This window comes from Cohnella candidum (assembly GCF_003713065.1).
GTDB lineage: Bacteria > Bacillota > Bacilli > Paenibacillales > Paenibacillaceae > Cohnella > Cohnella candidum.
This window is the reverse complement of sequence record NZ_CP033433.1, coordinates 3,349,093-3,371,406: the sequence shown is the minus strand read 5'-3', so window position 1 is coordinate 3,371,406 and position 22,314 is coordinate 3,349,093. Positions and strand designations below refer to the sequence as shown.

Below are 22,314 nucleotides of genomic sequence, written 5' to 3'. Positions count from 1 at the left end.
CATAGTGACAGATTGTATCATGTATTTTGGCAGGGGCAGGTTGGAGGCAAGCATTTGGAAAGGGAAAAAATGAACATTTTGTTCGCGAGCCATACCTACATCGGCGGCCCGTTCGTCGTCGGATCCCACCACTTGGCCCGCGAGCTCTCGAAGATGGGACATCGGGTGTTCCATCTCAGCACCTCGGTGACGCCCGCTCATCTGCTGAAAATGAAGCAAAGGCCGATTTTGGACCGTTTCAGGCAGTGGTGGAACCTGAGGAAGATGAATGGGGGGCTGATCCATGGCGTGCCCCTCTCCCTCGTTCCGTGGAACGTCGCCGGCCGGATCTTCCAAAAGACGGGTTCGAATTGGTTCGTCGAATCGATCCGGTTCCCGAAAGTTTCGAAGCTGCTCAAACGCCATCGGTTTACCGAAGTGGATCTGCTCCTCATCGATCAGCCGTATTTTGTCGGCATCGAAAAACACGTCAAAGCGAAGATCGTCATTTACCGGCCGACCGACCATTACGCGGAAATGTCCGGAGACTTCACCGTTGCCGCCGCGGAACGGGAGATCGCAGGCAAAGCCCACGGGATGATCGCCACTTCCGAGCCGGTGCTGCTCAGCGTCCGGCAATACAACGAAGACGTTCCCGCCATCGTGCTGGAGAACGGCGTGGAATTCGAACATTTCTCCCAAGGAGGCCCCGAGCCGGAAGAGCTGAGGGAAATTCCGAGACCGCGGGCAATATACGTCGGCGCCGTGGACGAACGGCTGGACCTGAAGGCGCTCCGCATACTGGCAGAGAGGCGCCCCGACGTGAGCCTGATCGTGATCGGCCCGCACTCCGCAACGGCCGCCGTGTCGTTTGCGGGCCTCGCCAACGTGTTTTTCCTTGGGCAGAAGCCGTACGCGGAGCTGCCTTCCTATCTGCATCACGCGGATTTGGCGCTTCTTCCGCTGTCCGACCATAAGGCGAACCGGGGAAGAAGTCCGATGAAGCTGTACGAATACGCGGCGGCAGGCTTGCCCATCGTGGTCAGGGAAACGCCGGAGCTGCTGAGAAGGGGAGAACGTTTCCTGGCCTTCTATAACGGAAGCGAAGATCTGGTCAGGGCGGTCGGGGAGGTTCTCGATCGTTCGTCCCGTCATGCGATTTCCAAAGATGAAATCCGGGGCGCCGCAAGGCGGCAGTCCTGGAAATCGAAGGCCGAATCGATCGTGGATTTCAGCAGAAGGCTGCGGGAAGCGGCCGAGACAAAGAAAAACATGGGAGCAGGAGTGGTGAAGTCGTGAAAATCGCCGTCGTGGGAGCCGGTTACGTCGGATTGGTAACCGGCGTTTGTTTTTCCAGCTTGGGGAACGAGGTCGTGTGCGTGGATAAAGACGAGGAGAAGATCGCTCGTCTTCGCGGGGGAGAGTCGCCCATTCATGAACCGGGTTTGACCGATCTGATCCGGAGAAACGCCGGAGCCGGGTGGCTGAGTTTCACCGGGGATTTAGCGGAGGCCGTTCGGCAGGCGGAGCTGATCGTTCTGGCCGTGGGGACGCCGTCGCTCCCGAGCGGGGAGGCCGACCTGAGCTATATCCGGCAGGCCGCCGTCGAGATCGGAGAGGCGATGAACGGCTACAAGATCGTCGTCACCAAAAGCACCGTGCCCGTCGGCACGAATGAGAAAATCAAAGCGACGATCGCGAGCTTCACTTCGCATCCGTTCGACGTCGTATCCGTACCGGAGTTTCTGCGCGAAGGCTCGGCCGTCATCGATACGTTCCACCCGGACCGGATCGTGATCGGAGCCGACAATCCCGCCGCGGCCGACGCCGTCGCCGAGCTGCATAGAGAACTGACCTTGAACATTCTCATCACCGACATCCGAAGCGCGGAGATGATTAAATACGCGTCCAACGCTTTTCTCGCGACCAAAATTTCCTTTATCAACGAGATCGCGAACATTTGCGAGAAAGTCGGAGCGGATGTGACGCAGGTCGCGCTGGGCATGGGCCAGGACCGAAGAATCGGATCCGCGTTCCTGAGCGCTGGCATCGGTTACGGCGGCTCGTGTTTTCCGAAGGATACGCGAGCCCTGATCCAGATCGCGGGGAACGTGGATTATGATTTCAAATTGCTGAAGTCGGTCGTCGACGTCAACCGGGACCAGCGGACGGGCGTCATCCGAAAGCTGGAGGAATTCACGGGCAGCTTGTCCGGCCGCACGATCGCCGTCTGGGGCCTCGCTTTCAAGCCGAACACGGACGACGTGCGTGAAGCTCCATCGCTGGACATCGTCTCGGAGCTCATCGATAGAGGGGCCGTCGTACGGGCGTACGACCCGATCGCGACGGACAATTTCCGCCGGATGTACGACCATCCTCTCGTCGTCTGGTGCGAAAATGCTTTGGAGGCAGCCGAAGGCGCCGACGCGCTTTGTTTGTTGACGGAATGGCCGGAGTTCGCGGAGACGGATCTGGGCGTTCTTCGGGCAAAAATGAAGGAGCCCGTGCTGTTCGACGGGAGGAACGTATTCGGGAAGGAAGCGTTCGCGTTGACGGATTTCCGTTACTATTCCGTCGGCCGCCCGCATTTGAACCGATACCGGGAGGCTTCGATCCCTCTCTGAGAGAGTTTGGCATAACTCCTTGACATGTGACAGATTGTATCGTATATTCGGAAAGTAATTGATACATTATGTAACATATTTTCGGGAGGTACTTATGACACTGTCCGACTATTTGGCTATCGTACGCAAGAGATGGATCCTGATCACGGTCTTGATCGTCATCGCTTGCTCAGCCGCCGGATACGCCGCTGCGGCTTACACCCAGCCGATGTACCAGGCAAGCAGCAAAATCATCGTCAACCAGGCGACGCTCGAAAACGGGAAGCTTCAGGTGAACCCCGGCGACGTGGCGGTCAACAACATGCTGATCAATACCTACAAGGAATTGATCAAGACGCCCGGCATCCTGCAGAAAGTCGTCCAGGCGAATCCGGGCTTGAACGTCACGGTAGACGAGCTGCTCGGCTCCCTGAAGATCAGCTCAGCCGCGGGAAGCCAGATCATGACGGTCGCATGGGAAGATCCGAGCTACGTGAAAGCTTCGAAAATCGTGAACGCGGTCACCTCGACATTCCGCGTGGAAGCCCCCGGCATCATGATGACGGACGGCGCGATGATCGTGATTCCGTCCGATCCCGAAACGCCTTCGTCACCGCGGCAGACCGGCCTGACGTTCATCCTGCTCGTCTCTTTCGTCGCCTCGTCCATCGTCGCCGTTTTCATCGCTTTCCTGCTGGAAACGCTGGACTCCGGACTGAAGGACGCCGGAAAGGTTGAAGATTGGCTCGGCATTCCCGTTCTGGCGAACATTCCGGTCATCCGCAAAAGCGATATCAAAAACGCGAAACAAGCGGCCGCAGCGCCGGCTTTCAAACGGGTAGGGGAGGATCAACATGTCCACGCTAACGGCTAAACGGAGTCTGGTTACGCATCTGGACCCCTATTCGCAAGTTTCGGACACGTTCCGTTCGCTTCGCAATATGATCGCCACTTCCGCGGGAGAGAAGGATCGCAAGATCATCGCGGTGACTTCGGCCGAACCGTCGGAAGGCAAGACGACGGTCGCCGTCAATCTCGCGATCGCCAGCGCCCAGACGGGCAAAAAAGTGCTGCTGATCGACGCGAATCTCCGGCAGCCGGGACTTCATCAGACGTTCTCCGTCTCCAACCATAACGGGCTGTCCAGCGTGCTGCTCCAGTCGGCCGGCTTGGCGGAAAGCGTCAAAGACGTCGGCATTCCGCTGCTGACCGTATTGACGTCGGGACCGGCGCCGGTGCTGAGCGGCGATCCGCTCGACTCCTCCGCCATGGACGCGCTGCTGAAGCAGGCAAGGGCGGAATACGACCTGGTCATCATCGATTCCCCTGCGCTTCTGGCTTTGGCGGACGCCTCGACCGTCGCCATGAAAAGCGACGGCGTGCTGTGGGTGCTCCATTCCGGGATTTCCCGGAAGGCCAAGGCGTTGGAAGCCAAGAAGCTGCTGGCGCGGTTGGACGCGAAAGTGATCGGCTGCGTGCTGAACAAAGCCAAAAGCGGGCAGGCAAGCGCCTACCGCCATTATCAAGCTTCCCGCGCTTAGGGAAGGAGAGAGCTTCATGGAACGGAGCCAGGCGCATCCCATGGAAGAGCTGAAACGGATGCTGGAACGCATTCTGGATGTGATACCGCCGGGATCGAACATCGTGTACGTCGATTATCCGGTCCACGAGAATATCGGGGATCTGCTGATCCTGCAGGGCACCGAAAGGTTTTTCCAAGACCATGGCATCCGCGTTCGCAAAAGATTGTCGTACCTGCAGTTCCGCAAGGGGATGCGGCTGCCGCCGGAGTGGATCGTCGTCTGCCACGGCGGCGGGAACTTCGGCGATCTCTACCCCGCGAACCAGAAGCTCCGGGAAACGCTGGCGCGGACGTATCCGGCCAACCGGATCGTCGTGCTCCCCCAAACGGTCTATTTCTCCGATGAGGAGGAACGGGAACGCTCGCTTGCGGTGTTCGCCAGCCATCCGGACTTCCACCTGTTCGTCCGGGACCGCGTGTCTTACGATCTCGCAGCCGACAGGCTGCCCCGCGTCTACCTGTCTCCCGATATGGCTCACCAGCTGTATCCGATCGAATCGCCCCCGTCTCCCGCAGGCCCCAGGCTCGGTATATTGCGGACGGACGGCGAGGCGGCGCGGGAGGGAGACGAGCGAGTCGGCTGCGATATCCGGACGGATTGGCCAGAGCTGCTGTCGAAGGCGGATTACGCGATGCAACGGGTGCTCGTCCTCGCTTCTTCCCTCGACCGATACTTGCTGAACCTGCTTCCGGTGCGCCCGCTTTGGTACCGTCTGGCGAACCGTTTCGTCGCGAAAGCCGTGCGCCTGTACGGATCTTGCGGCAGCGTCGTCACCTCAAGGCTGCACGGGCATATTCTCGCCTGCCTCATGGGCGTTCCGAACCGGCTGCTCGACAACAACTACGGCAAAAACGGGAGCTATTACCGGCAGTGGACTTACCGGGTTCGGGAGGGAAAGGACTTTGAAAACGGAACAGGGAATGACCTTGGCGGTATGTACGCGGAATCGTCATGAGGAGCTGGAGCGGTGCATCGTCTCCATTGCCGGCGAAGCGCCCGGGTTTCCGTGCGAGGTCATGGTCGTGGACGACGGGGAATTGCCGGATCCGTTGAGGGAACGGCTGAACGAGGTGCTCCGCGGTGCCGGCATGGCGTTCACCTATCACCGCAAGCGCCGTCCGGGATTGCTTTATTCCCGGATCGACGCGGCCGAGCATGCGGCCCACGACATCCTTCTGTTCCTGGACGACGACGTGGAGCTGGAAGAGGGGTATCTCCGGCGGTTGGCCCGCCTTTACAGCCGTTATGAGGGTGCGGCGGGCTTCGGCGGCATCGACGTGTTCATCCGCAGTAATTGGAAATGGGATTGGTTTACGAGACTTATTCTCTACGATTCCGGGAAGCCGGGGAAATTGTCCCCGGGGGGCTTCGGCGGCTCCATGACCCGGTGGACCCGCATGAAGGATCCGTTTCGGACGGAGTTCATGCTCGGATGCAACATGTCCTTCCGCCGCACCGCGCTGCTCGGGCTGCCCGACGCGGAGTGGCTCTCGGGCTACAGCCTGGGAGAAGACCTGTACTTGTCGCATTGGGCGGCGCGCAGCGGCCCTTTGTGGATCGACCCGTCCTTGCGGGTGAAGCATTACCAGTCTCCGGTCTCCCGAGATAAGGAAGAGCAAGTCGCCTTCACGGAAGTCGTCAACCACTACCGACTGTTAAGGTTGAAGCGGGCGGGGAGCTGGAGACACGCCGCCCACCTGTGGACTTCCATCGGTCTGTGGGGAAGGGCATGGGCACGGAAAAAATGGCGGCACAAAGCGCCTTACTACGGGAAGGCGATACGAGAGGTTCTCGTGGAGGATTGGAGGAGGTTGTTCCGTGAAAGTGTCTCTGATCTTGGCAACGGTTGACCGCTTGGCTGAGATGGAGAATTTTTTGGAGAAGCTGGAACGGCAAGTTTACCGGGATTTCGAGCTGATTGTCGTGGACCAGAACGAGGATGATCGACTGGTGCCGCTGCTAGACCGGTATGAGCCGAATTTCCCGATTCTCCGGCTCCGTTCTCCGAGGGGGTTGTCCAGGGCGAGAAACATTGGCCTGCGGTATGTGACCGGCGACATCGTCTCGTTTCCCGATGACGACTGCTGGTACGATCCGGAATTGCTGTGCAAAGCGGTCCATTTGTTCGTTCGGAATCCCGAAGCCTCCATCATTACGGGGCGGTCGATCGATGCGGACGGCAAAGACGCCGTCGGCAAGTTCGATCACGTCGAAGGCAGTGTCGACAAGTACAACGTGTGGCGGCGGGCCGTATCCTTCACGATTTTCCTGAGGAAGGAAGCGGCGGACGCCATCGGCGGATTCGACGAGGAAATCGGCGTAGGGGCCAGCTCCATCTATCATTCCGGGGAAGAAACGGACTACATTTTAAGGGCGCTTTGCCGGTTTAACGTCTATTACTACCCGGACCTGACAGTCCGGCATCCCAATCCGCTGCTGCAATATTCGCCGCAAATCATCCGCCGGGCTTACAAGTACGGCTGCGGTTTCGGCAAGGTCGTCACCAAGCATCGGTACACCGTCCGGTTTAAAATCCGGGCGCTGCTCAAGCCGTTTTTGGGCATGATGCTGTTCTGTACCGCGTTCCAGTTTCCGAAATCGCAATACTACTGGAACTCGTTCAAAGGCAGACTCAGGGGCATGTTATGAACCTTTATATTAACGGACGTTTTCTGACGCAGGCGATCACGGGCGTCCAGCGTTACGCAGTCGAGCTGGTGAAGCAATGGGACGGGCTGCTGGCTTCCGGCGACGGAGAAACGGCGGAGTACCGGTTTACGCTGCTGGTTCCGCCCGGCGCGATCCACGACCTGAACCTGAAGCGCATCCGGGTGAAGCAGGTCGGCCGTATCGGCGGGCATGCATGGGAGCAGCTGGTGCTGCCCTGGCACGCCAGGGACGGCTGGCTCGTCAACCTGTGCAACACGGGGCCGCTGTCCAAGAGAAGGCAGATCGCGACCATCCATGACGCTGCGGTTTACGAATTCCCGCACTCGTTCTCGTTCGCCTTCCGCAGCGCTTACCGCGTCATCCAGAACGGCCTCGGCATCATGGCTCAAAGGATCATCACGGTGTCCCAGTTTTCCAAAACGCAATTGACCCGGCACTGCCGCATACCGGAAAGCAAAATCCGGGTGGTGGCGCTGGGCAACGAACACGTCAGGGAGCTTCGCGCGGATCCCGGAATATTCGCCAAACACGGAATCGAGCCCAAACGCTACTTGCTCGCGGTCAGCAGCCACAATCCGAGCAAAAACTTCGCCAATCTCGTAAAAGCCGTCGAATGCCTGGAAAACGCGGATTACGACATCGTCATCGCGGGCGGAGCGAATGCCAAAATATTCGGACGCTCCGATCTCCCGGTATCGGGCAAGATCAAGCAGATCGGCTACGTGACCGACGGCGAGCTGAAGGCTTTGTACGAGGGAGCCGCTTGCTTCGTGTTTCCTTCTCTCTATGAAGGATTCGGCTTGCCGCCTCTCGAGGCGATGGCTTGCGGCACGCCGGTCGTCGTTTCCGACGCCGCGTCGCTGCCGGAGGTATGCGGAGAAGCCGCCTTGTATTGCGATCCGCGGGATCCAAGGAACATCGCCCGCCAGATCGGCACCGTCATGAGCGATGAACGGATAAGGGAGACGCTGAGCGAAAGCGGCCGGAGACAGGCCGCAAGGTTTACTTGGGGCGCCTGCGCGAGGCAAACCCTTGAAGTGGTGAAGGAGGCGATACGCGCATGAAGGTGGCCATCGTCCACGATTGGCTCGTCGTTTACGCCGGCGCGGAGAAGGTGCTGGAGCAGCTGCTCCTGTTGTATCCGGATGCGGACGTGTACAGCCTCGTCGATTTCCTGCCCGATTCCCAGCGCGGATTCATCGGCAACCGGAAAGTCCATACCTCGTTTATCCAGAAGCTTCCGTTCGCCCGCCGGCATTTCCGCCATTATCTCGGGCTCATGCCCCTCGCGATCGAGCAATTCGACCTGTCGGGGTACGACTTGGTTATTTCCAGCTCCTATGCGGTGGCCAAAGGCGTCATTACCGGTCCGAACCAGCTTCATATTTCCTACGTGCATTCGCCGATCCGCTACGCTTGGGATTTGCAGCACCAATATTTGAAGGAATCGGGCCTCCATAAAGGGTTGAAGGGCGGCATCGCCAAATGGATGCTCCACAAAATGAGGCTCTGGGACGCAAGGACGGCCAATGGCGTGGATTCCATCGTAGCCAATTCAAGCTACATCTCGATGAGGATCCGCAAAGTCTACCGGCGGGAGTCTTCCGTGATCTACCCGCCCGTGGCCGTGGAGCAATTCGAGCTCTGCGAAGCGAAGGAGGACTATTACGTAACGGCTTCCCGGCTCGTTCCCTACAAGAAAATCGACTTGATCGTGGAAGCGTTCGGCGCGATGCCCGACAAGAAGCTGATCGTGATCGGGGACGGCCCCGACTTCGCCAAAATAAAAGCCAAAGCGAAACCGAACGTCACCATGCTCGGCTACCAGCCGTGCGACGTGCTGCGCAAGCATATGCAGAAAGCGCGGGCCTTCGTGTTCGCGGCGGAAGAGGATTTCGGCATCGCGCCGGTCGAAGCGCAATCTTGCGGCACCCCGGTCATCGCCTACGGCAGGGGCGGGGTGCTGGAAACGGTCAGAGGCTTAGGCCAGGCGAATCCGACGGGCGTGTTCTTCCCGGAGCAGACCGTCCATTCCTTGATTCAGGCGGTGCACGATTTCGAGCGGAACGAGCACCGCATCCGGTACCGGAACTGCAGCGACAACGCTCGCCGCTTCTCGTCCCAGGAATTCCGCGAACGGTTCCGGCGGCACGTGGACGAACAAATCCTGTATTACACTTTGAACGGCGGAGATGGTTCCCGTGAACTGGACGATCTTGAATCCGAGGCTGCTGTTGCTGCTAGTCGTTTCCTCTAGCACGGCGATATGGTTTTTTTACCGGCCGATGTTCGCTTACGAGAAATATTACTCGTTGAACGGCTTCGCCAACTTTCTTTTTTTCTATTTAATCATCTTCATCTGCTGTTTCCTGACCGAGAAAACGGGATGGGCGCGGAAGACCGAACCGGGAACGGCGCTCGAACGATTCAGGCGCGCCTACGGCAGCGGGGACGCGCTGCGCAAGGAAGCGCTGGCGCTGGCACTGGTGGCCGGCGGGGCGCAGCTGCTCTGGCTCATCAGAATCGTGCTCTTCCAAGGAATCGGCCCGCTCGTCGACATGCTCATCGTGCGCCAGGATTTCTTGGCGTTCAAGCAGCAAGTCGTGAACGTGACCAGCATTTCCGGCGTGACCACGCTGACGCAGCTAGGCATGATCGCCTCCTCGCTGTACGCGGTGTGCGTCTTCGGCTTGAAGCGCAAAAGCAGCTTCGGGATGTGGGCGCTGATCCTGTTCCCAGGTGTGCTGAGAGGGTTGTTTTTCTCCGAACGCGTGGCCTTTCTCGAGCTCGTCGTTCCCATTCTGGTCGCGGCGGTTCTGTTCGGCCGGATCAAAGTGACGATTACGAAAATCGCGCTGGCCGGATTGGCGGTCATCCTCTTCTTCTCCGCCGCGGAAAGCGTGCGAAGCTACCAGTATTATTCGAAAACGGGCTTCTCCCAGGAGGGAGCCTACGCTTACGGGATCGGCAGATTCTTCGACTACATCAGCTCCAGCGTGAACCATTCGATGGCGATGCCCGATTTGTCCGAACGGACGGTCGGATTCCCGGCTCTTATGTTCAACGGCTGGATCAACCTGGCGACGAACGTCCTCCCGGCTTCGAGCTTGAGGCAATTTCTCCATATGGACGAGACGACGCAGGCTTACGCCAACGTGAAGAGCAGTCCTTACTCGGCCGCGGACTATACGAACATGGGCTTTTTCGGCGAGATTTTCGCGGATTCCGGCTATCTGTACGTCTTGTACGCCTTGGTTTACGGATGGTTCATCGCCATGGCCTACAAAGGGATCCGACGATATGAGGTCGGATGGATGGCGATTTATCCGGCGGTGTTTTTCTCGCTGCTCGAAAGCTACCGGATCACGTACCTGTTCGACACCCGGATGTTTTATCCGCTGCTCTACATCGCGCTCCGGTATTGGCTTCATTCCATGCGGCAAGCGAAATCGGCGAAATTCGAATGGGCGGAGGGGTCGGCATGACCGGCAAAGAGAACCGCATATACGTAAAAGAAGCGACGGTGGAGGAAGGCCGCACGATTCAGTACCGCGTCGAGTACGGCGCGAAGGCGGCACGCTATTTTTCGGGAAAAGAGTTTTTCGTCCAGTATGACCGGCCGATACGGGGGGTTCCCGAGGGCATCCTCATGATCCCCTTGCTGGCCAATCTGCTGCCCGTTGCCTGGGCGGCAGGGGCGGATGTCTACGTGGATAAGCTGGACCGGGCTTTTCATGAGAGCTTGCTCGAAGTGAAAGCCGCGTTCGGCCTCCTGTATCCCCGCATCAAGTTCTCGGGCGAGCTTTACGTCCGGCAGCTGACGGACGACCGACCGGTGCTTCCGCCGACCCGTTCCGCCGCATTCTTCAGCGGGGGAGTGGATTCTCTCGGCACTTTCCTGCGCCGCAAAGAGGAAAATCCGTACCTCATTACGATCTGGGGCGGAGACATCGGGTTTCATCAGCCGCATATCTGGCATGAGGTCAGACGATATAACCGGGATTTTGCCCAAGCGCACGGCATGGAAAGCCTGTTCATCAAGTCCAGCCTGCGCACTTTCCTGAACGAGGAAAGGATCGCCTTCCAATTCGGCCGGTTCACGCATGGCTGGTGGCCGGGCTTGCAGCACGGCATCGGCATGGTCGGTTTATGCGCTCCGCTCGCCTACGCGCTCGGTATCGGGAACCTGTATGTCCCCTCCGCGCTGCCGCCCAAACTCGCGGTTTCCATTCCGGACGGCTCCAACACGTTGATCAACAATCGGATCCGTTGGGCCGGCGCGAAGGTGCAGCTCGAAGGGGAGGAACTGACCCGCCAAGACAAAGTCACGCTGATATCGGATTTTATCCGAGGCCGTGAAGCGGGACTGGGACTCACCGTACGCGTTTGCTGGTCCAACAAAGTGTACGGCAACTGCGGGCGCTGCGAGAAATGCTCGAGGACGATCGCGGCCTTGATGGCCGAGGGAATCGATCCGGAGGCAGCCGGGTTTCCGATGGAGGCCGACACACGGGACTATATCCGGCAGCAGCTGCCGGGCTGGCTGGGGACCAGCGCGCTCCGGGCCGAGTACTGGAATGAAATCAGACTGCGCAGCATAGCCAACGTCGCGGCGATCCGCCAGGAGGACCGGGCTTTCTTCGGGTGGTTCCGGCAGCTGGACTTGAAGGCCGGACTCAAGGGCAAGCGGGCCAGGGATTTGCTGATCGATCTCATTCCGCATCCGTTGTTCCTGTTCCTGAAAAGAAGGTCGCCGCACGCGCGGGCCAAAGCCGAATGAGGGGAAAACGATGTCTCTAAAAGGCAAAGGCATCGCCGCGGCGAAATGGTCGAGCCTGTCCACCGTCGTGACCACGGTCATTCAGATGGCCCAAGTCGTAGCGGTGTCCCGGCTTCTGGCGCCGGAGGATTACGGTTTGATCAGCATGATCATGGTCGTCGTCGGCATTGCCGTCTCGATGAGCGATTTCGGCGTATCCAGCGCCATCATTCACCGGCAGGACATCACGCGGAGCGAGCTGTCCGGGCTCTACGCGCTGAACCTTGCTTCCGGAGTTGCGGTCGGCGCCGCGGTATGGCTTCTCGCCCCGCTCGCCTGCGCCTATTACCAGGAACCGGGACTGCTCGTTCCGATGCGGTGGATGGCGCTGCTGTGCGTCATTCCCGCGATCGGCCAGCAGTTCCAGGTGCTGTTCCAAAAAGAACTGCGGTTCGCGTATCTGGCCAAAGTCGACATCGCCTCCATCGCGGTCGGATTCGCCGTCGCGGCCGCAGGCGCGTACGCCGGTTACGGCGTGTATGCGCTGGTTGGCTCCTATTTGGCGAACGCCTTGTTTAAAACCGTTTGTTTGACGGCGGCGGGCTGGAAGGAATGGCGGCCCGGCTGGCGTTTTTCGCTCCGGGATCTATACGGGTTCCTCCGTTTCGGCGCTTACCAGATGGGGTCCAACGTCCTGCAAACTCTCACTTCCAACGTCGATTACCTGATCCTCGGGCGGCTTGCTGGCGCGGAAGCGTTGGGCTACTATACGTTCGCCTATCAATTATGCATGATGCCGATGCAGAAGCTGTGGCCGCTCGTCTCCCAGATCTCGCTGCCGCTGCTGGCCAAGATCCAGGACCGGGCGGATCTGCTTCGGCAAGGCTATTTTCAGATCACCGGCCTGATCAGCTACGTCACGGGTCCGATTTACTTGGGCCTGGCGGTGACGGCTCCTTACGCGGTCCCGTTCGCTTTCGGAAGCCAGTGGGAGGCCAGCATCGCTCTCGTCCAGGTTCATGCCGTGATGTTCCTGCTCCGTTCCTCGCTGATCCCGACGCAAAGCCTGCTGCTCGCCGTCGGCCGCGCGGACACGAGATTCTACTATTCCGTCCTGTGCCTGGTCATCATCGCCCCTTCGCTGCTGGTCGGGGAGTGGCTCGGCGGGGCGATCGGCGTCGCCTATGGGTATTTGGCGGCGCAAGCCTTAATCGTCGTCGTGAACTACCGTCAATCCATCCGCAAAGTGCTGGCGAAATGCGCTTCGGATTACATTCGAAGCTTCATGCCGGGGGTGCTGTTCAGCGCGGTCATGGCCGCCGGGGTATTGATGCTGGGGCGTCTCGCGCAAGGATGGGGTTCCGAGCCGTTCCTCGTCGTCTGGGAGCTGGCGTGGGGCATGATCCTGTACGGCGCCCTCCTGCTCGTCTTCAAGCGGGAGCTGGTGCTCTCGCTTCGGGATCGCATGCTGGCGAAGGGCGGGAAGCGGGAAAGTCCGGGATAAGCCGTCTTTCGAGGAGGAGCCATGAGAACGGAAGAAAAGCGAATTCGGATCAAAAACGTCCGGGTGGCGGACGGAAACACGGTAACCTGCGACGTCGAATACGGGAGCAAGGTGCGGGGCTATTTTTCGGGCGAACCGTTCTATGTCCAGTACGACCGGAACGTCGAGAACGTACCGGCCGGCGTGCTCGTCATTCCGCTGCTGGCCAACCTGTGTCCGGTCGCGTGGGTCACGGGAGCCGACGTCTACGTCGAAGAATTGGACCGCGCGTTTTACCGGAGCCTGCAGAGAATCAAGGAATCGTTTCGGGCGTTATACCCGAAGCTGCCGATCTCAGGCGGCTTGTTCGCCGGCCGGTTGGCGGACCATCTTTCCTTGCCCGCGGAGGGAAGCCGGAGCGCCATGTTTTTCAGCGGGGGCGTGGATTCCCTGGCGACATGCCTGCGCAAAAGGGAGGAGCGTCCCTATCTGATCACCGTATGGGGAGCGGATATCGGCCTCGGGCAGCCGGACATCTGGGAGCAGGTGCGGGAAAGCCACGTCGCTTTCGGGAAAGCGTTCGGCATGGAAAACTTGTTCATCAAGAGCAACCTGAGGGGCTTTATCCAGGAGGATAGGGTGGCCGACGAGTTCGGGCGCATCACAAGGGGCTGGTGGCCCGGCATCCAGCACGGCGTCGGCATGATCGGCCTGTTCGCTCCCCTGGGTTGGCGGCTGGGTGTCCGTCAGCTCTACATTGCTTCCTCGCTGCCGCCCAAGATGGCGTTAACCGTGCCCTACGGATCCCATACGACGGTCGATAACCATGTGCGTTTCGCGGATACGGCCGTGGAGCTGGAAGGGGAGGAACTGACGCGTCAGGAGAAAATGGGCGTGATCGCCGATTACGTCAAACGAACCGGCGATCAAGGGCTGAAAATCCGCGTCTGCTGGACGAACGGGGAATACGGCAATTGCTGTCGCTGCGAGAAGTGCGCCAGAACCGCGGCCGGGCTGCAAGCCGAGGGGATCGATCCGCGCGCGTGCGGATTTCCCGTGGACGGGGAGTTATCCGCCTTCACGCGAGAAAACCTTCCCGACTGGCTGGCGCAAAACCGCATTTGGGTAGAGTATTGGGACGAGATCAAACGCCGCAGCCTCTCCAACGCCGAACTGCTGCGCGAAGAGGACCGGCCTTTTTTGGAGTGGCTTCAGGGAATCGACGTGCACGCGCACAAAAAACGGCGCAGCGCGAGGGATTCGATCCTCGACCTGCTTCCGCATTCGATTTACATATGGATCAAAAAAACGGTGTGATCGGGCGGAACGCCGGAGGGAGAGAGGGATGGGATGAGAACGAGCGCGGGACCGGGAACGCGATGGCTGAAACAGGTCTTGAAAATCGGGCTGGCGGGCTTGGCCGCGCTCCTGTTCCTGTCTTATCCGACGGTGATGGAGACGAAGTCCACGGCTTCGGGTACCCTGGAGCTTGCCGTCGGTCCCGCGGCTGGGAAAGCTTCCGCCAAAGCGCCTCTCCCTTCCTGGGGACCGGAGCGGGACATTCCCGCTTACCGGGTATCCGTCCGTGACTTCGGCGCCAAAGGGGACGGCAAAGCGGACGACACCTTGAAGATCCAAGCGGCCGTCGATTCGGTCGGGAAGCATGGCGGCGGGGTCGTTTATTTTCCCAATGGGGTCTACAAGGTCAGCGAGAGCATCGTGGTGAAGCGGGACTTGGTGGCGCTCGAGGGGGAAGGCTGGGGAGCCGAGCTGCGGATGGTGAAGCATCCCAAGCGAGTCGTCACGATCCAAGGCTCTCGGGACAACGTCGTCAGGAATCTCAAAATCTCTCTCGGCGTGGCGAATGCCGTCCGGAACGACCAGGACGTCGGCGTCTACGTCACTTCCGCAGCGTCCAACTTCATGGTCGAGAACGTGTTTGGGGAAGGCAAAGGGATCATGGTTCGCGGCAGCGTCGTCAAGGGGACGATTCGGAATAACCGGATTCAGAATACGCTCGCCGACGGTATTCATCTGACCGGAGGATCGAGGTTCATTCTCGTGACCGGGAACGAGCTGTCCCATACGGGAGACGATTCGATCGCCGTGGTAAGTTACGAGAGCCAGAAGGCGCTCACGATGCAGGTCGTCATTGCGGACAATCGCGTCCGCAATTCCCTTTCGCGCGGCATCGCGCACGTGGGCGGCTATCAGGTGGAAATCCGCGGCAACGTGATCGAAGGGACTTCCTCGAGCGGCATTCTCGTCGACCGGGACGGCAACTACCAAACCTTCGCGCCCGTCCTGACGACGATCGAAGGCAATACGGTCACCGGTGCGGGGACTTACGGCGTGCGGAGGGGCAACCAATTCGGCATCGAGGTGTCGAAAGGGGCTTCTTACGTCACGATTTCGGACAACAGCGTGACCGGATCGAAAACCAGGGGGATCAGCGTCATCGCGGACCGGACGTCGATTCGCAACAACGTCTCGTCCGGCAACGGGGACTCGGGGATCCAGGTGGGTGCCGACGACGTCGTCGTGGCCGGGAACCTGATCGAGAAAAACGGAATCTATGGTTTTTTCGCGGAAGACAGTGACCGATTGCGTTTTACGGGCAACCGCCTGACGGACAACAATACCCGCAACCGCAGCCATACCGACAATTTTCTGCTGGCGGACAGCGATGACTCCGAAATCACGGGCAACGTGTCCGTCGAGACGAGGAAGACGATGCGGATCGAGCGTTCTTTCGAGCTGACCGGCTCTTGCAAAGGCACCGTTTTCGAGAAAAACCAATCCCAAGGGACGATGTCCGGCGCTGTTGTCACTTGTAAACCGTAGGCTGGTTCCGGTTGCTATATCGTCCCATTGTGGTGCATGCCGCAGACTACGTCTGCGGTTATTCGGCATTGCGCGGGTCTGCGCCCGAATCTTTCACGTCCTCTACGAAACTGCCATACGATATTTTAAATACGATGAAAGGCGGGGAACGTATGGCGGCAGGTTCGTATCTCAATGTGAAAACGGATTACGGAGCAGCGGGAAATGGCACCAACAACGACACGGCCCCGATTCGGAAAGCGATCGAGGATGCGATTCGGCTGGGCGGCGCAACCGTCTATCTTCCTATCGGAACTTACCGGATCACCGGCTTGGAAGTGAGCGGCTCTTTCAATATGATCGGCGATGGAGAAGACTCGGTGCTGCTTTCCGACGACCGAACCCGCAGCGTGCTCAAAATCAGCAACGCATCCGGGGCGTTTTGGCGCGGGTTCAAAATCAAATCGACCGCGGGGACCGACTATTCCAAACGGAATCCGCTGCTGAACGGATTGTTTTTGTCCGGGGCCGATCGCTGCACGGTCGAAGGCTTGTTCGTCGAAAATACGTATGCGGCGGGTATTCTCGTATCCGGCTGCACGGGAACCTCGATTGTCGGCTGCCAAGTCCGGAACACCCTGGCGGACGGCATTCATTTCACCGGCAGAAGCAAAGACTGCACGGCAGCCCATAATACGTTGTCCGAAACGGGGGATGACGGCATCGCCGTCGTCAGCTACCTCGGGGATAAGGACGTTTGCGAGCGGATCCTGATCACGGGCAACCACGTGAACCGGAGCTGGGCGAGGGGGATCTCCCACGTCGGCGGGAGGAACGTCACGATCGCCGACAACTTCGTGCTGGCCTCGGCATCCAGCGGCATTCTGGTCGTGGAAGACAAAAACTACGGAACCTATCCGCCGACCGATACGGTCATCCATCATAACCAGGTCATACAGGCCGGCACGTATGTTCCTCCGCGGCCTCTGTCGGGCAATAAAATCGGCGTCGAAGTGGCGTCGGGGGCCTCGGGCGTCCGAATCGACGGCAACACGGTGAAAGAATCGAAGGCGGCCGGCTTGGCCGTCTCCGGCGGCGGTACCGGCATCTCCATCGCCGGGAACCATGTGTACCGGAACCGGGCGACCGGCGTCGAGCTGGCCGACCTGAGCAAAGTTACGTTCACCGGGAATACGGTGGAGCTGAACTTCAAATACGGCTTGTTCGCGACGCGCGTCACCTACGGGCTGTTTACCGGGAACCGTTGGGTCAACAACAACTGCTTCGACATGGATAACCCGGCAATGGGCACTCCCAATGCCAACACATTGGCGATCGACAACGCCAACTTCAATGCGTGCAACGACTGTACGATCGCGGATAACCTGTCCGTGGACGACCGCACCGACAGGTCGCGGGCCCGGGTGGAGCGCGCGATCGAGATTTCGGGCAGCCGCCGGATCAAAACCGGGGGGAACCGGTGCTACGTATACAACGCCGATCCCTCGAAAGCGGTCACGACCGAAAGCTTCTTGGCCTGGAACGCGGAGTGCGAGCGGATGGACGCATTCACCGGGGCAGGCGTGCCCGATGCGAAAATCTACAAAGCCGGCCAATTCTACTTCCGGACGGATACGAAAGAGCTTTATCTCTACGACGGCTCGGCTTGGAGAAGGCTCGCGTTGAACTGATATGAATGGGTTGCCAAGGCAGGTCCGGTTGGGCCTGCCTTTTTGCGTTGTCCTGGCTTCGGTACGAAGTTGCGCGTCTCCGCTGGTTAGTCTCCCACGTTCGCTATTCGGCTTGTTGCTGCGGAAATCCAGTGAAATAGTCTCCCACGTTCGCTATTCGGCTCGTTGCTGCGGGAATCCAGTGAAATAGTCTCCCACGTTCGCTATTCAGCTTGTTGCTGCGGGAATCCAGTGAAATAGTCTCCCACGTTCGCTATTCGGCTTGTTGCTGCGGGAATCCAGTGAAATAGTCTCCCATGTTCGCTATTCGGCTTGTTGCTGCGGGAATCCAGTGAAATAGTCTCCCACGTTCGCTATTCAGCTTGTTGCTGCGGGAATCCAGTGAAATAGTCTCCCACTTTCGCTAAACCAGATCATTACTCAGCATCCCCACCCAAATAGCGCGCCACACGCGCTAACTCACCCACTATCCCGCATCCCCACCCAAATAGCGCGCCACATGCGCTAAATCACCCACCATCCCGCGATCCCACCCAAATAGCGCGCCACACGCGCTAACTCACCCACCATCCCGCATTCCCACCGAAATAGCGCACCACCTGCGCTAATTCGCCCTCCGCACCGCATCCCCACCAATATAGCGCGTCTCAAGCGCTAAATAGCACTCCGCACCGCATCCCCACCGAATAAGTGCGCCAACCGCGCTATTCCCAAACACATTCCCCACTCCCCCACAGCACCACCCCAAACTTTTGACACATATTGTATCTAAGTATTTGTACAAGCCCCGGCCTTCCCGCCTATCCGATGCCACGGAACGACACAAGCGAAAATCCGCCTCCAGTCCCGCCATTGCGCCGAAATAGGCAGGATTTTTACGCCAAAAAACGCGCTTAGAAACCAGTTTCCGCAGGCTGCGAACCGTATCAAAAATGTCTTGACACGATACAATTTGTATCTTAATGTAAGAGGTATACTTGATACGAATTGTAGCAGTCAATCGCAATAAGGGGGACGTTAGTCATGGATTTCGGCAAGCGGGAACAGGAGGCGGAACAAGCGGAAACCACCGCTTTGCAAATATAAAGGTTCCGAAAACTCTGAAGGATAGGTGATGGGAAATGCGCAAGGTACGAAAAGCAATCATCCCGGCGGCGGGGCTCGGAACGAGATTCCTGCCGGCGACAAAAGCGATGCCGAAGGAAATGCTGCCGCTGGTGGACAAACCGACGATTCAATACATCGTCGAGGAAGCCGTGGCCGCGGGCATCGAAGATATCCTGATCGTTACGGGCAAGGGCAAACGGGCGATCGAGGACCATTTCGACTCCGCATTCGAACTCGAACAGAATCTGCTCGGGAAAGGCAAGCTGGAGCTGCTGCGGCAGGTGCAGCATCCTTCCCGCATGGTGGACATCCACTATATCCGGCAAAAAGAACCGAAAGGTCTCGGCCACGCCGTATGGTGCGCCCGCAAATTCATCGGCGACGAACCTTTCGCCGTGCTCCTCGGCGACGACATCGTCCGTTCGGAAACGCCCTGCATCGGGCAGCTCATGCAGCAATTCGAGCTGACGCAACGCTCCGTCGTCGGCGTCCAGCAGGTAGACGATAGAGACGTGAACCGCTACGGCATCGTCGATCCGTTCGACCAGAAAGGGAGACTGTGCCGGGTCGCCAATTTCGTCGAGAAGCCTGAGCGCTATCAGGCGCCTTCGAACATGGCCATCATGGGCCGCTATGTCCTGACGCCGGCGATTTTCGATTTCCTCGAGAGGATGGAAGTCGGCGCCGGAGGGGAAATCCAGCTGACCGACGCGATCCAGCAGTTGAACCAAGTGGAGGACGTCTTCGCCTATCAGTTCGAAGGCATCCGCTATGACGTGGGCGAGAAGCTCGGTTTCATTCTGACGACGCTGGAATTCGCGCTCGACCATCATGAGCTGCGCACGCCGCTGCTCTATCAGATGGAAAAGCTGCTCTCCCTTCATCAGCGCAAGGTTGTCGGATAAGGAGATTTTGCCATGAGCATGCGCATGCAGGAATTGGAAGTCGCCGTCAAAAGGTATCCGTCGGAATCCGCCGCGGAGCGGAGCGACTGGGCCAAACGGTTATTCGATATCGTCGCCGCGCTGATCGGGTTCGCGCTCGTGTCCCCCATTTTGCTGATCACGGCCGCCGCGATCAAACTCGAAGATCCCCGCGGACCGGTGCTGTTCAGCCAAACGCGCATCGGCAAAAACGGGAAGACCTTCAAAATGTACAAATTCCGTTCGATGGTCACCAACGCGGAGCAGCTGTTCGAGCGGCTCGCCGCCCAAAGCGACGTCAGCGGGGCGATGTTCAAAATGAAAGACGATCCCCGGATCACGAAGGTCGGCAAGTTCATCCGCCGTACGAGCATAGACGAACTGCCGCAATTTTGGAACGTCCTGAGGGGAGACATGAGCATCGTCGGGCCCCGGCCTCCGCTGCCGAGGGAGGTCACGGCTTATCGGGAACGGGATTTTCAGCGGCTGACCGTGGTGCCGGGCTGCACCGGGCTTTGGCAGGTCAGCGGCAGAAGCAGCGTCGGATTCGAGGAAATGGTCGAGCTCGATCTCCAGTACATCCGCAGGCGGAGCTTCTGGTTCGATATGGTCATCATCGTCCGCACCGTACGGCTGCTATTCGGGTCGCGCAACGCGTTTTAGAACCCCTAATTCCTTGAAGGTGGTTAAACATCGATGGACAAAAACGCCCATATTTACGTGGCAGGGCACCGAGGTTTGGTCGGTTCCGCCCTTGTCCGGGCTTTGGAACGGCAGGGCCATGAACGCATCTTGCACCGCACTTCTCGGGAGCTGGATTTGCGGGACGCCCTGGCGGTCCGGGAATTTTTCGATAAGGAGCAGGTCGATTACGTGTTCCTCGCGGCCGCCAAAGTCGGCGGGATCGGCGCGAATTACGACTACCCGGCGGATTTCATCCGCGACAACCTGCTGATCCAAACGAACGTGATCGAAGCGGCGTACCGTACCGGCGTCCGAAAGCTGATGTTCCTGGGCAGCACGTGCATTTATCCGAAAATGGCGCCGCAGCCGCTTAGGGAGGATTCGCTGCTTACCGGAACCCTGGAGCCGACGAACGAGCCGTACGCGATCGCCAAAATCGCCGGCATCAAAATGTGCCAGGCCTACAATCGGCAATTCGGCACCCGGTTCATCTCGGTCATGCCGACGAACCTCTACGGCCCGAACGACAATTTCGATATCGAAAGTTCCCACGTTCTTCCGGCCCTCATCCGCAAATTCCATGACGCGAAACGGGACCGGGCGCCCTATGTCACCCTGTGGGGGACGGGTACGCCGAGGCGCGAGTTTCTCCACGTGGACGATATGGCCGACGCTTGCCTGTTCCTGATGGACCGCTATGAAGACAGCGACATCGTGAACATCGGGTGGGGAGAGGACATCCCGATCGCCGGACTGGCGGAACTCGTGAAGAGCATCGTCGGCTACGAAGGGGAGATCCGCTACGATTCGAACCGGCCGGACGGTACGCCGCGGAAGCTGGTCGACGTCTCCAAGCTGAGCGGGCTCGGTTGGAAGGCGAGCATTCCGCTTGAAGCAGGGTTGCGGGAGACCTACTCCTGGTATGTACGACATTCGGCAGAAGCCCCCGAACTGACCGGGCTTCAAGGGAGGCTGGGGTGATATGCCGGTGAAAACGGCGAAAAAAGCTTTGATCACGGGAACGACGGGGCAGGACGGCTCCTACTTGGCGGAGCTTCTGCTGAACAAAGGATATAAGGTTTACGGATTAAGACGCAGGACCAGTACGCCGAACTACGACAACGTCCAGGCGATCCGCAACGAAATCGAATGGCTGTCGGGAGACTTGACCGACCTGTCGTCGCTGATTTCGGCGGTACAGCATGCGAAGCCCGACGAGGTGTACAATCTCGGCGCCCAATCGTTCGTCGAGACGTCTTGGCCGCAGCCTCTGCTGACGGGCCAAATCACGGCGATCGGCGTCACGAACATGCTGGAAGCCGTGCGGATTGCTTGCCCGACGGCCCGATTCTACCAAGCCTCGAGCAGCGAAATGTTCGGCAAAGTGGTGGAGACGCCGCAGCGGGAGACGACGCCGTTTTACCCGCGAAGTCCCTACGGCGCGGCGAAAGTGTTCGGGCACTGGATCACGGTGAATTACCGCGAAAGCTTCAATATGTACGCCTGCTCCGGCATTTTGTTCAATCACGAATCCCCGCGGCGCGGCATCGAGTTCGTGACCCGGAAAGTGACGGACGGGGTGGCCAGAATCAAGCTCGGCTTGCAGAAGCAGCTGCACATGGGCAACTTGGAGGCCCAGCGCGACTGGGGCTTCGCCGGCGATTACGTGAAGGCGATGTGGCTCATGCTCCAGCAGGAAACCCCGGACGATTACGTCATCTCGACCGGAGAGACTCGGACGGTGCGCGAGCTGCTGCGCGTCGCGTTCAACCATGTCGGCCTGGATTATGAGGACCACGTGGTCATCGACCCGAAATTTTTCCGGCCCGCCGAAGTCGACTTACTGCTCGGCGATTGCACGAAAGCCAAGAGCCAGCTGGATTGGAGGCCGGAAGTCAGCTTCGAGCAAATGATCGGCATGATGGTGGACTCCGACCTGCAGCTCGTGAAATGGGAAATGCAGCGTACCCCCGATTTGCCCAAGAGACCGCTGGCCATATCGATTTGAA

19 protein-coding genes are annotated in these 22,314 nt (G+C 59.1%); all 19 read left to right on the top strand.

The window, feature by feature from the left end; all coding sequences use genetic code 11:
• Positions 1-54 precede the first annotated feature (54 nt).
• The 19 genes from EAV92_RS15440 to gmd all read left to right on the top strand — a co-directional run bounded on the left by EAV92_RS15440 (position 55) and on the right by gmd (position 22,313).
• Positions 55-1,278, top strand: a complete 1,224-nt coding sequence (locus EAV92_RS15440) for a glycosyltransferase (RefSeq protein ID WP_241158284.1) — start codon at positions 55-57, stop codon at positions 1,276-1,278.
• The gene (locus tag EAV92_RS15435; RefSeq protein WP_123041933.1) at positions 1,275-2,603 is read left to right on the top strand and encodes a UDP-glucose dehydrogenase family protein; all 1,329 of its coding nucleotides are present in this window, start codon (positions 1,275-1,277) and stop codon (positions 2,601-2,603) included. Before EAV92_RS15440 ends, EAV92_RS15435 begins: the two co-directional genes overlap by 4 nt.
• A 94-nt stretch (positions 2,604-2,697) precedes the next feature.
• Complete coding sequence (locus tag EAV92_RS15430; protein ID WP_123041932.1) at positions 2,698-3,456, top strand: YveK family protein; 759 nt, start codon at positions 2,698-2,700, stop codon at positions 3,454-3,456.
• Positions 3,437-4,123, top strand: coding sequence for a CpsD/CapB family tyrosine-protein kinase (locus EAV92_RS15425; protein WP_123041931.1), 687 nt, complete (start codon positions 3,437-3,439; stop codon positions 4,121-4,123). Before EAV92_RS15430 ends, EAV92_RS15425 begins: the two co-directional genes overlap by 20 nt.
• 16 nt (positions 4,124-4,139) lie before the next feature.
• Positions 4,140-5,120, top strand: coding sequence for a polysaccharide pyruvyl transferase family protein (locus tag EAV92_RS15420; protein WP_123041930.1), 981 nt, complete (start codon positions 4,140-4,142; stop codon positions 5,118-5,120).
• Complete coding sequence (locus EAV92_RS15415) at positions 5,068-6,015, top strand: glycosyltransferase family 2 protein (protein WP_123041929.1); 948 nt, start codon at positions 5,068-5,070, stop codon at positions 6,013-6,015. Before EAV92_RS15420 ends, EAV92_RS15415 begins: the two co-directional genes overlap by 53 nt.
• The gene (locus EAV92_RS15410) at positions 5,984-6,814 is read left to right on the top strand and encodes a glycosyltransferase family 2 protein (protein ID WP_206424226.1); all 831 of its coding nucleotides are present in this window, start codon (positions 5,984-5,986) and stop codon (positions 6,812-6,814) included. Before EAV92_RS15415 ends, EAV92_RS15410 begins: the two co-directional genes overlap by 32 nt.
• Entirely contained in the window at positions 6,811-7,899 is a 1,089-nt protein-coding gene (locus tag EAV92_RS15405) for a glycosyltransferase family 4 protein (protein WP_123041928.1), read from the top strand. The genes EAV92_RS15410 and EAV92_RS15405 overlap by 4 nt, the downstream gene beginning before the upstream one ends.
• Positions 7,896-9,092 (top strand): glycosyltransferase family 4 protein, encoded by a 1,197-nt coding sequence (locus tag EAV92_RS15400; protein ID WP_123041927.1) that lies wholly within the window; start codon positions 7,896-7,898, stop codon positions 9,090-9,092. Before EAV92_RS15405 ends, EAV92_RS15400 begins: the two co-directional genes overlap by 4 nt.
• Positions 9,037-10,320 (top strand): hypothetical protein, encoded by a 1,284-nt coding sequence (locus EAV92_RS15395; RefSeq protein WP_123041926.1) that lies wholly within the window; start codon positions 9,037-9,039, stop codon positions 10,318-10,320. Before EAV92_RS15400 ends, EAV92_RS15395 begins: the two co-directional genes overlap by 56 nt.
• The gene (locus EAV92_RS15390; RefSeq protein ID WP_123041925.1) at positions 10,317-11,615 is read left to right on the top strand and encodes a hypothetical protein; all 1,299 of its coding nucleotides are present in this window, start codon (positions 10,317-10,319) and stop codon (positions 11,613-11,615) included. The genes EAV92_RS15395 and EAV92_RS15390 overlap by 4 nt, the downstream gene beginning before the upstream one ends.
• Before the next feature lie 10 nt (positions 11,616-11,625).
• On the top strand, positions 11,626-13,098 hold the full coding sequence (locus EAV92_RS15385; RefSeq protein ID WP_123041924.1) for an MOP flippase family protein: 1,473 nt from the start codon (positions 11,626-11,628) through the stop codon (positions 13,096-13,098).
• 21 nt (positions 13,099-13,119) lie between these two features.
• Positions 13,120-14,394, top strand: a complete 1,275-nt coding sequence (locus tag EAV92_RS15380) for a hypothetical protein (RefSeq protein WP_123041923.1) — start codon at positions 13,120-13,122, stop codon at positions 14,392-14,394.
• 33 nt (positions 14,395-14,427) lie between these two features.
• Positions 14,428-15,921, top strand: a complete 1,494-nt coding sequence (locus tag EAV92_RS15375) for a right-handed parallel beta-helix repeat-containing protein (RefSeq protein ID WP_123041922.1) — start codon at positions 14,428-14,430, stop codon at positions 15,919-15,921.
• Positions 15,922-16,073: 152 nt separating this feature from the next.
• Complete coding sequence (locus tag EAV92_RS15370) at positions 16,074-17,591, top strand: right-handed parallel beta-helix repeat-containing protein (RefSeq protein ID WP_164472798.1); 1,518 nt, start codon at positions 16,074-16,076, stop codon at positions 17,589-17,591.
• A gap of 1,121 nt (positions 17,592-18,712) precedes the next feature.
• Positions 18,713-19,603 carry a UTP--glucose-1-phosphate uridylyltransferase GalU gene (gene galU / locus EAV92_RS15365; protein WP_123041920.1) on the top strand — a complete coding sequence of 297 codons (891 nt, stop codon included), beginning with the start codon at positions 18,713-18,715 and terminating at the stop codon, positions 19,601-19,603.
• A gap of 12 nt (positions 19,604-19,615) precedes the next feature.
• Positions 19,616-20,284, top strand: coding sequence for a sugar transferase (locus tag EAV92_RS15360; protein ID WP_123041919.1), 669 nt, complete (start codon positions 19,616-19,618; stop codon positions 20,282-20,284).
• A gap of 33 nt (positions 20,285-20,317) precedes the next feature.
• Entirely contained in the window at positions 20,318-21,286 is a 969-nt protein-coding gene (gene fcl / locus EAV92_RS15355; RefSeq protein WP_123041918.1) for a GDP-L-fucose synthase, read from the top strand.
• A 1-nt stretch (position 21,287) separates the two neighbouring features.
• Positions 21,288-22,313, top strand: a complete 1,026-nt coding sequence (gene gmd, locus EAV92_RS15350; RefSeq protein WP_123041917.1) for a GDP-mannose 4,6-dehydratase — start codon at positions 21,288-21,290, stop codon at positions 22,311-22,313.
• Position 22,314 lies beyond the last annotated feature (1 nt).

What these genes read in the sequence shown, in the direction of transcription:
- EAV92_RS15370 (WP_164472798.1), top strand. Translation starts at nt 16,074, where the DNA reads ATGGCGGCAGGTTCGTATCTCAATGTGAAAACGGATTACGGAGCAGCG.
- EAV92_RS15405 (WP_123041928.1), top strand. Translation starts at nt 6,811, where the DNA reads ATGAACCTTTATATTAACGGACGTTTTCTGACGCAGGCGATCACGGGC.
- EAV92_RS15360 (WP_123041919.1), top strand. Translation starts at nt 19,616, where the DNA reads ATGAGCATGCGCATGCAGGAATTGGAAGTCGCCGTCAAAAGGTATCCG.
- EAV92_RS15380 (WP_123041923.1), top strand. Translation starts at nt 13,120, where the DNA reads ATGAGAACGGAAGAAAAGCGAATTCGGATCAAAAACGTCCGGGTGGCG.
- EAV92_RS15385 (WP_123041924.1), top strand. Translation starts at nt 11,626, where the DNA reads ATGTCTCTAAAAGGCAAAGGCATCGCCGCGGCGAAATGGTCGAGCCTG.
- fcl (WP_123041918.1), top strand. Translation starts at nt 20,318, where the DNA reads ATGGACAAAAACGCCCATATTTACGTGGCAGGGCACCGAGGTTTGGTC.
- EAV92_RS15420 (WP_123041930.1), top strand. Translation starts at nt 4,140, where the DNA reads ATGGAACGGAGCCAGGCGCATCCCATGGAAGAGCTGAAACGGATGCTG.
- gmd (WP_123041917.1), top strand. Translation starts at nt 21,288, where the DNA reads ATGCCGGTGAAAACGGCGAAAAAAGCTTTGATCACGGGAACGACGGGG.
- EAV92_RS15400 (WP_123041927.1), top strand. Translation starts at nt 7,896, where the DNA reads ATGAAGGTGGCCATCGTCCACGATTGGCTCGTCGTTTACGCCGGCGCG.
- EAV92_RS15375 (WP_123041922.1), top strand. Translation starts at nt 14,428, where the DNA reads ATGAGAACGAGCGCGGGACCGGGAACGCGATGGCTGAAACAGGTCTTG.
- EAV92_RS15390 (WP_123041925.1), top strand. Translation starts at nt 10,317, where the DNA reads ATGACCGGCAAAGAGAACCGCATATACGTAAAAGAAGCGACGGTGGAG.
- galU (WP_123041920.1), top strand. Translation starts at nt 18,713, where the DNA reads ATGCGCAAGGTACGAAAAGCAATCATCCCGGCGGCGGGGCTCGGAACG.
- EAV92_RS15430 (WP_123041932.1), top strand. Translation starts at nt 2,698, where the DNA reads ATGACACTGTCCGACTATTTGGCTATCGTACGCAAGAGATGGATCCTG.
- EAV92_RS15425 (WP_123041931.1), top strand. Translation starts at nt 3,437, where the DNA reads ATGTCCACGCTAACGGCTAAACGGAGTCTGGTTACGCATCTGGACCCC.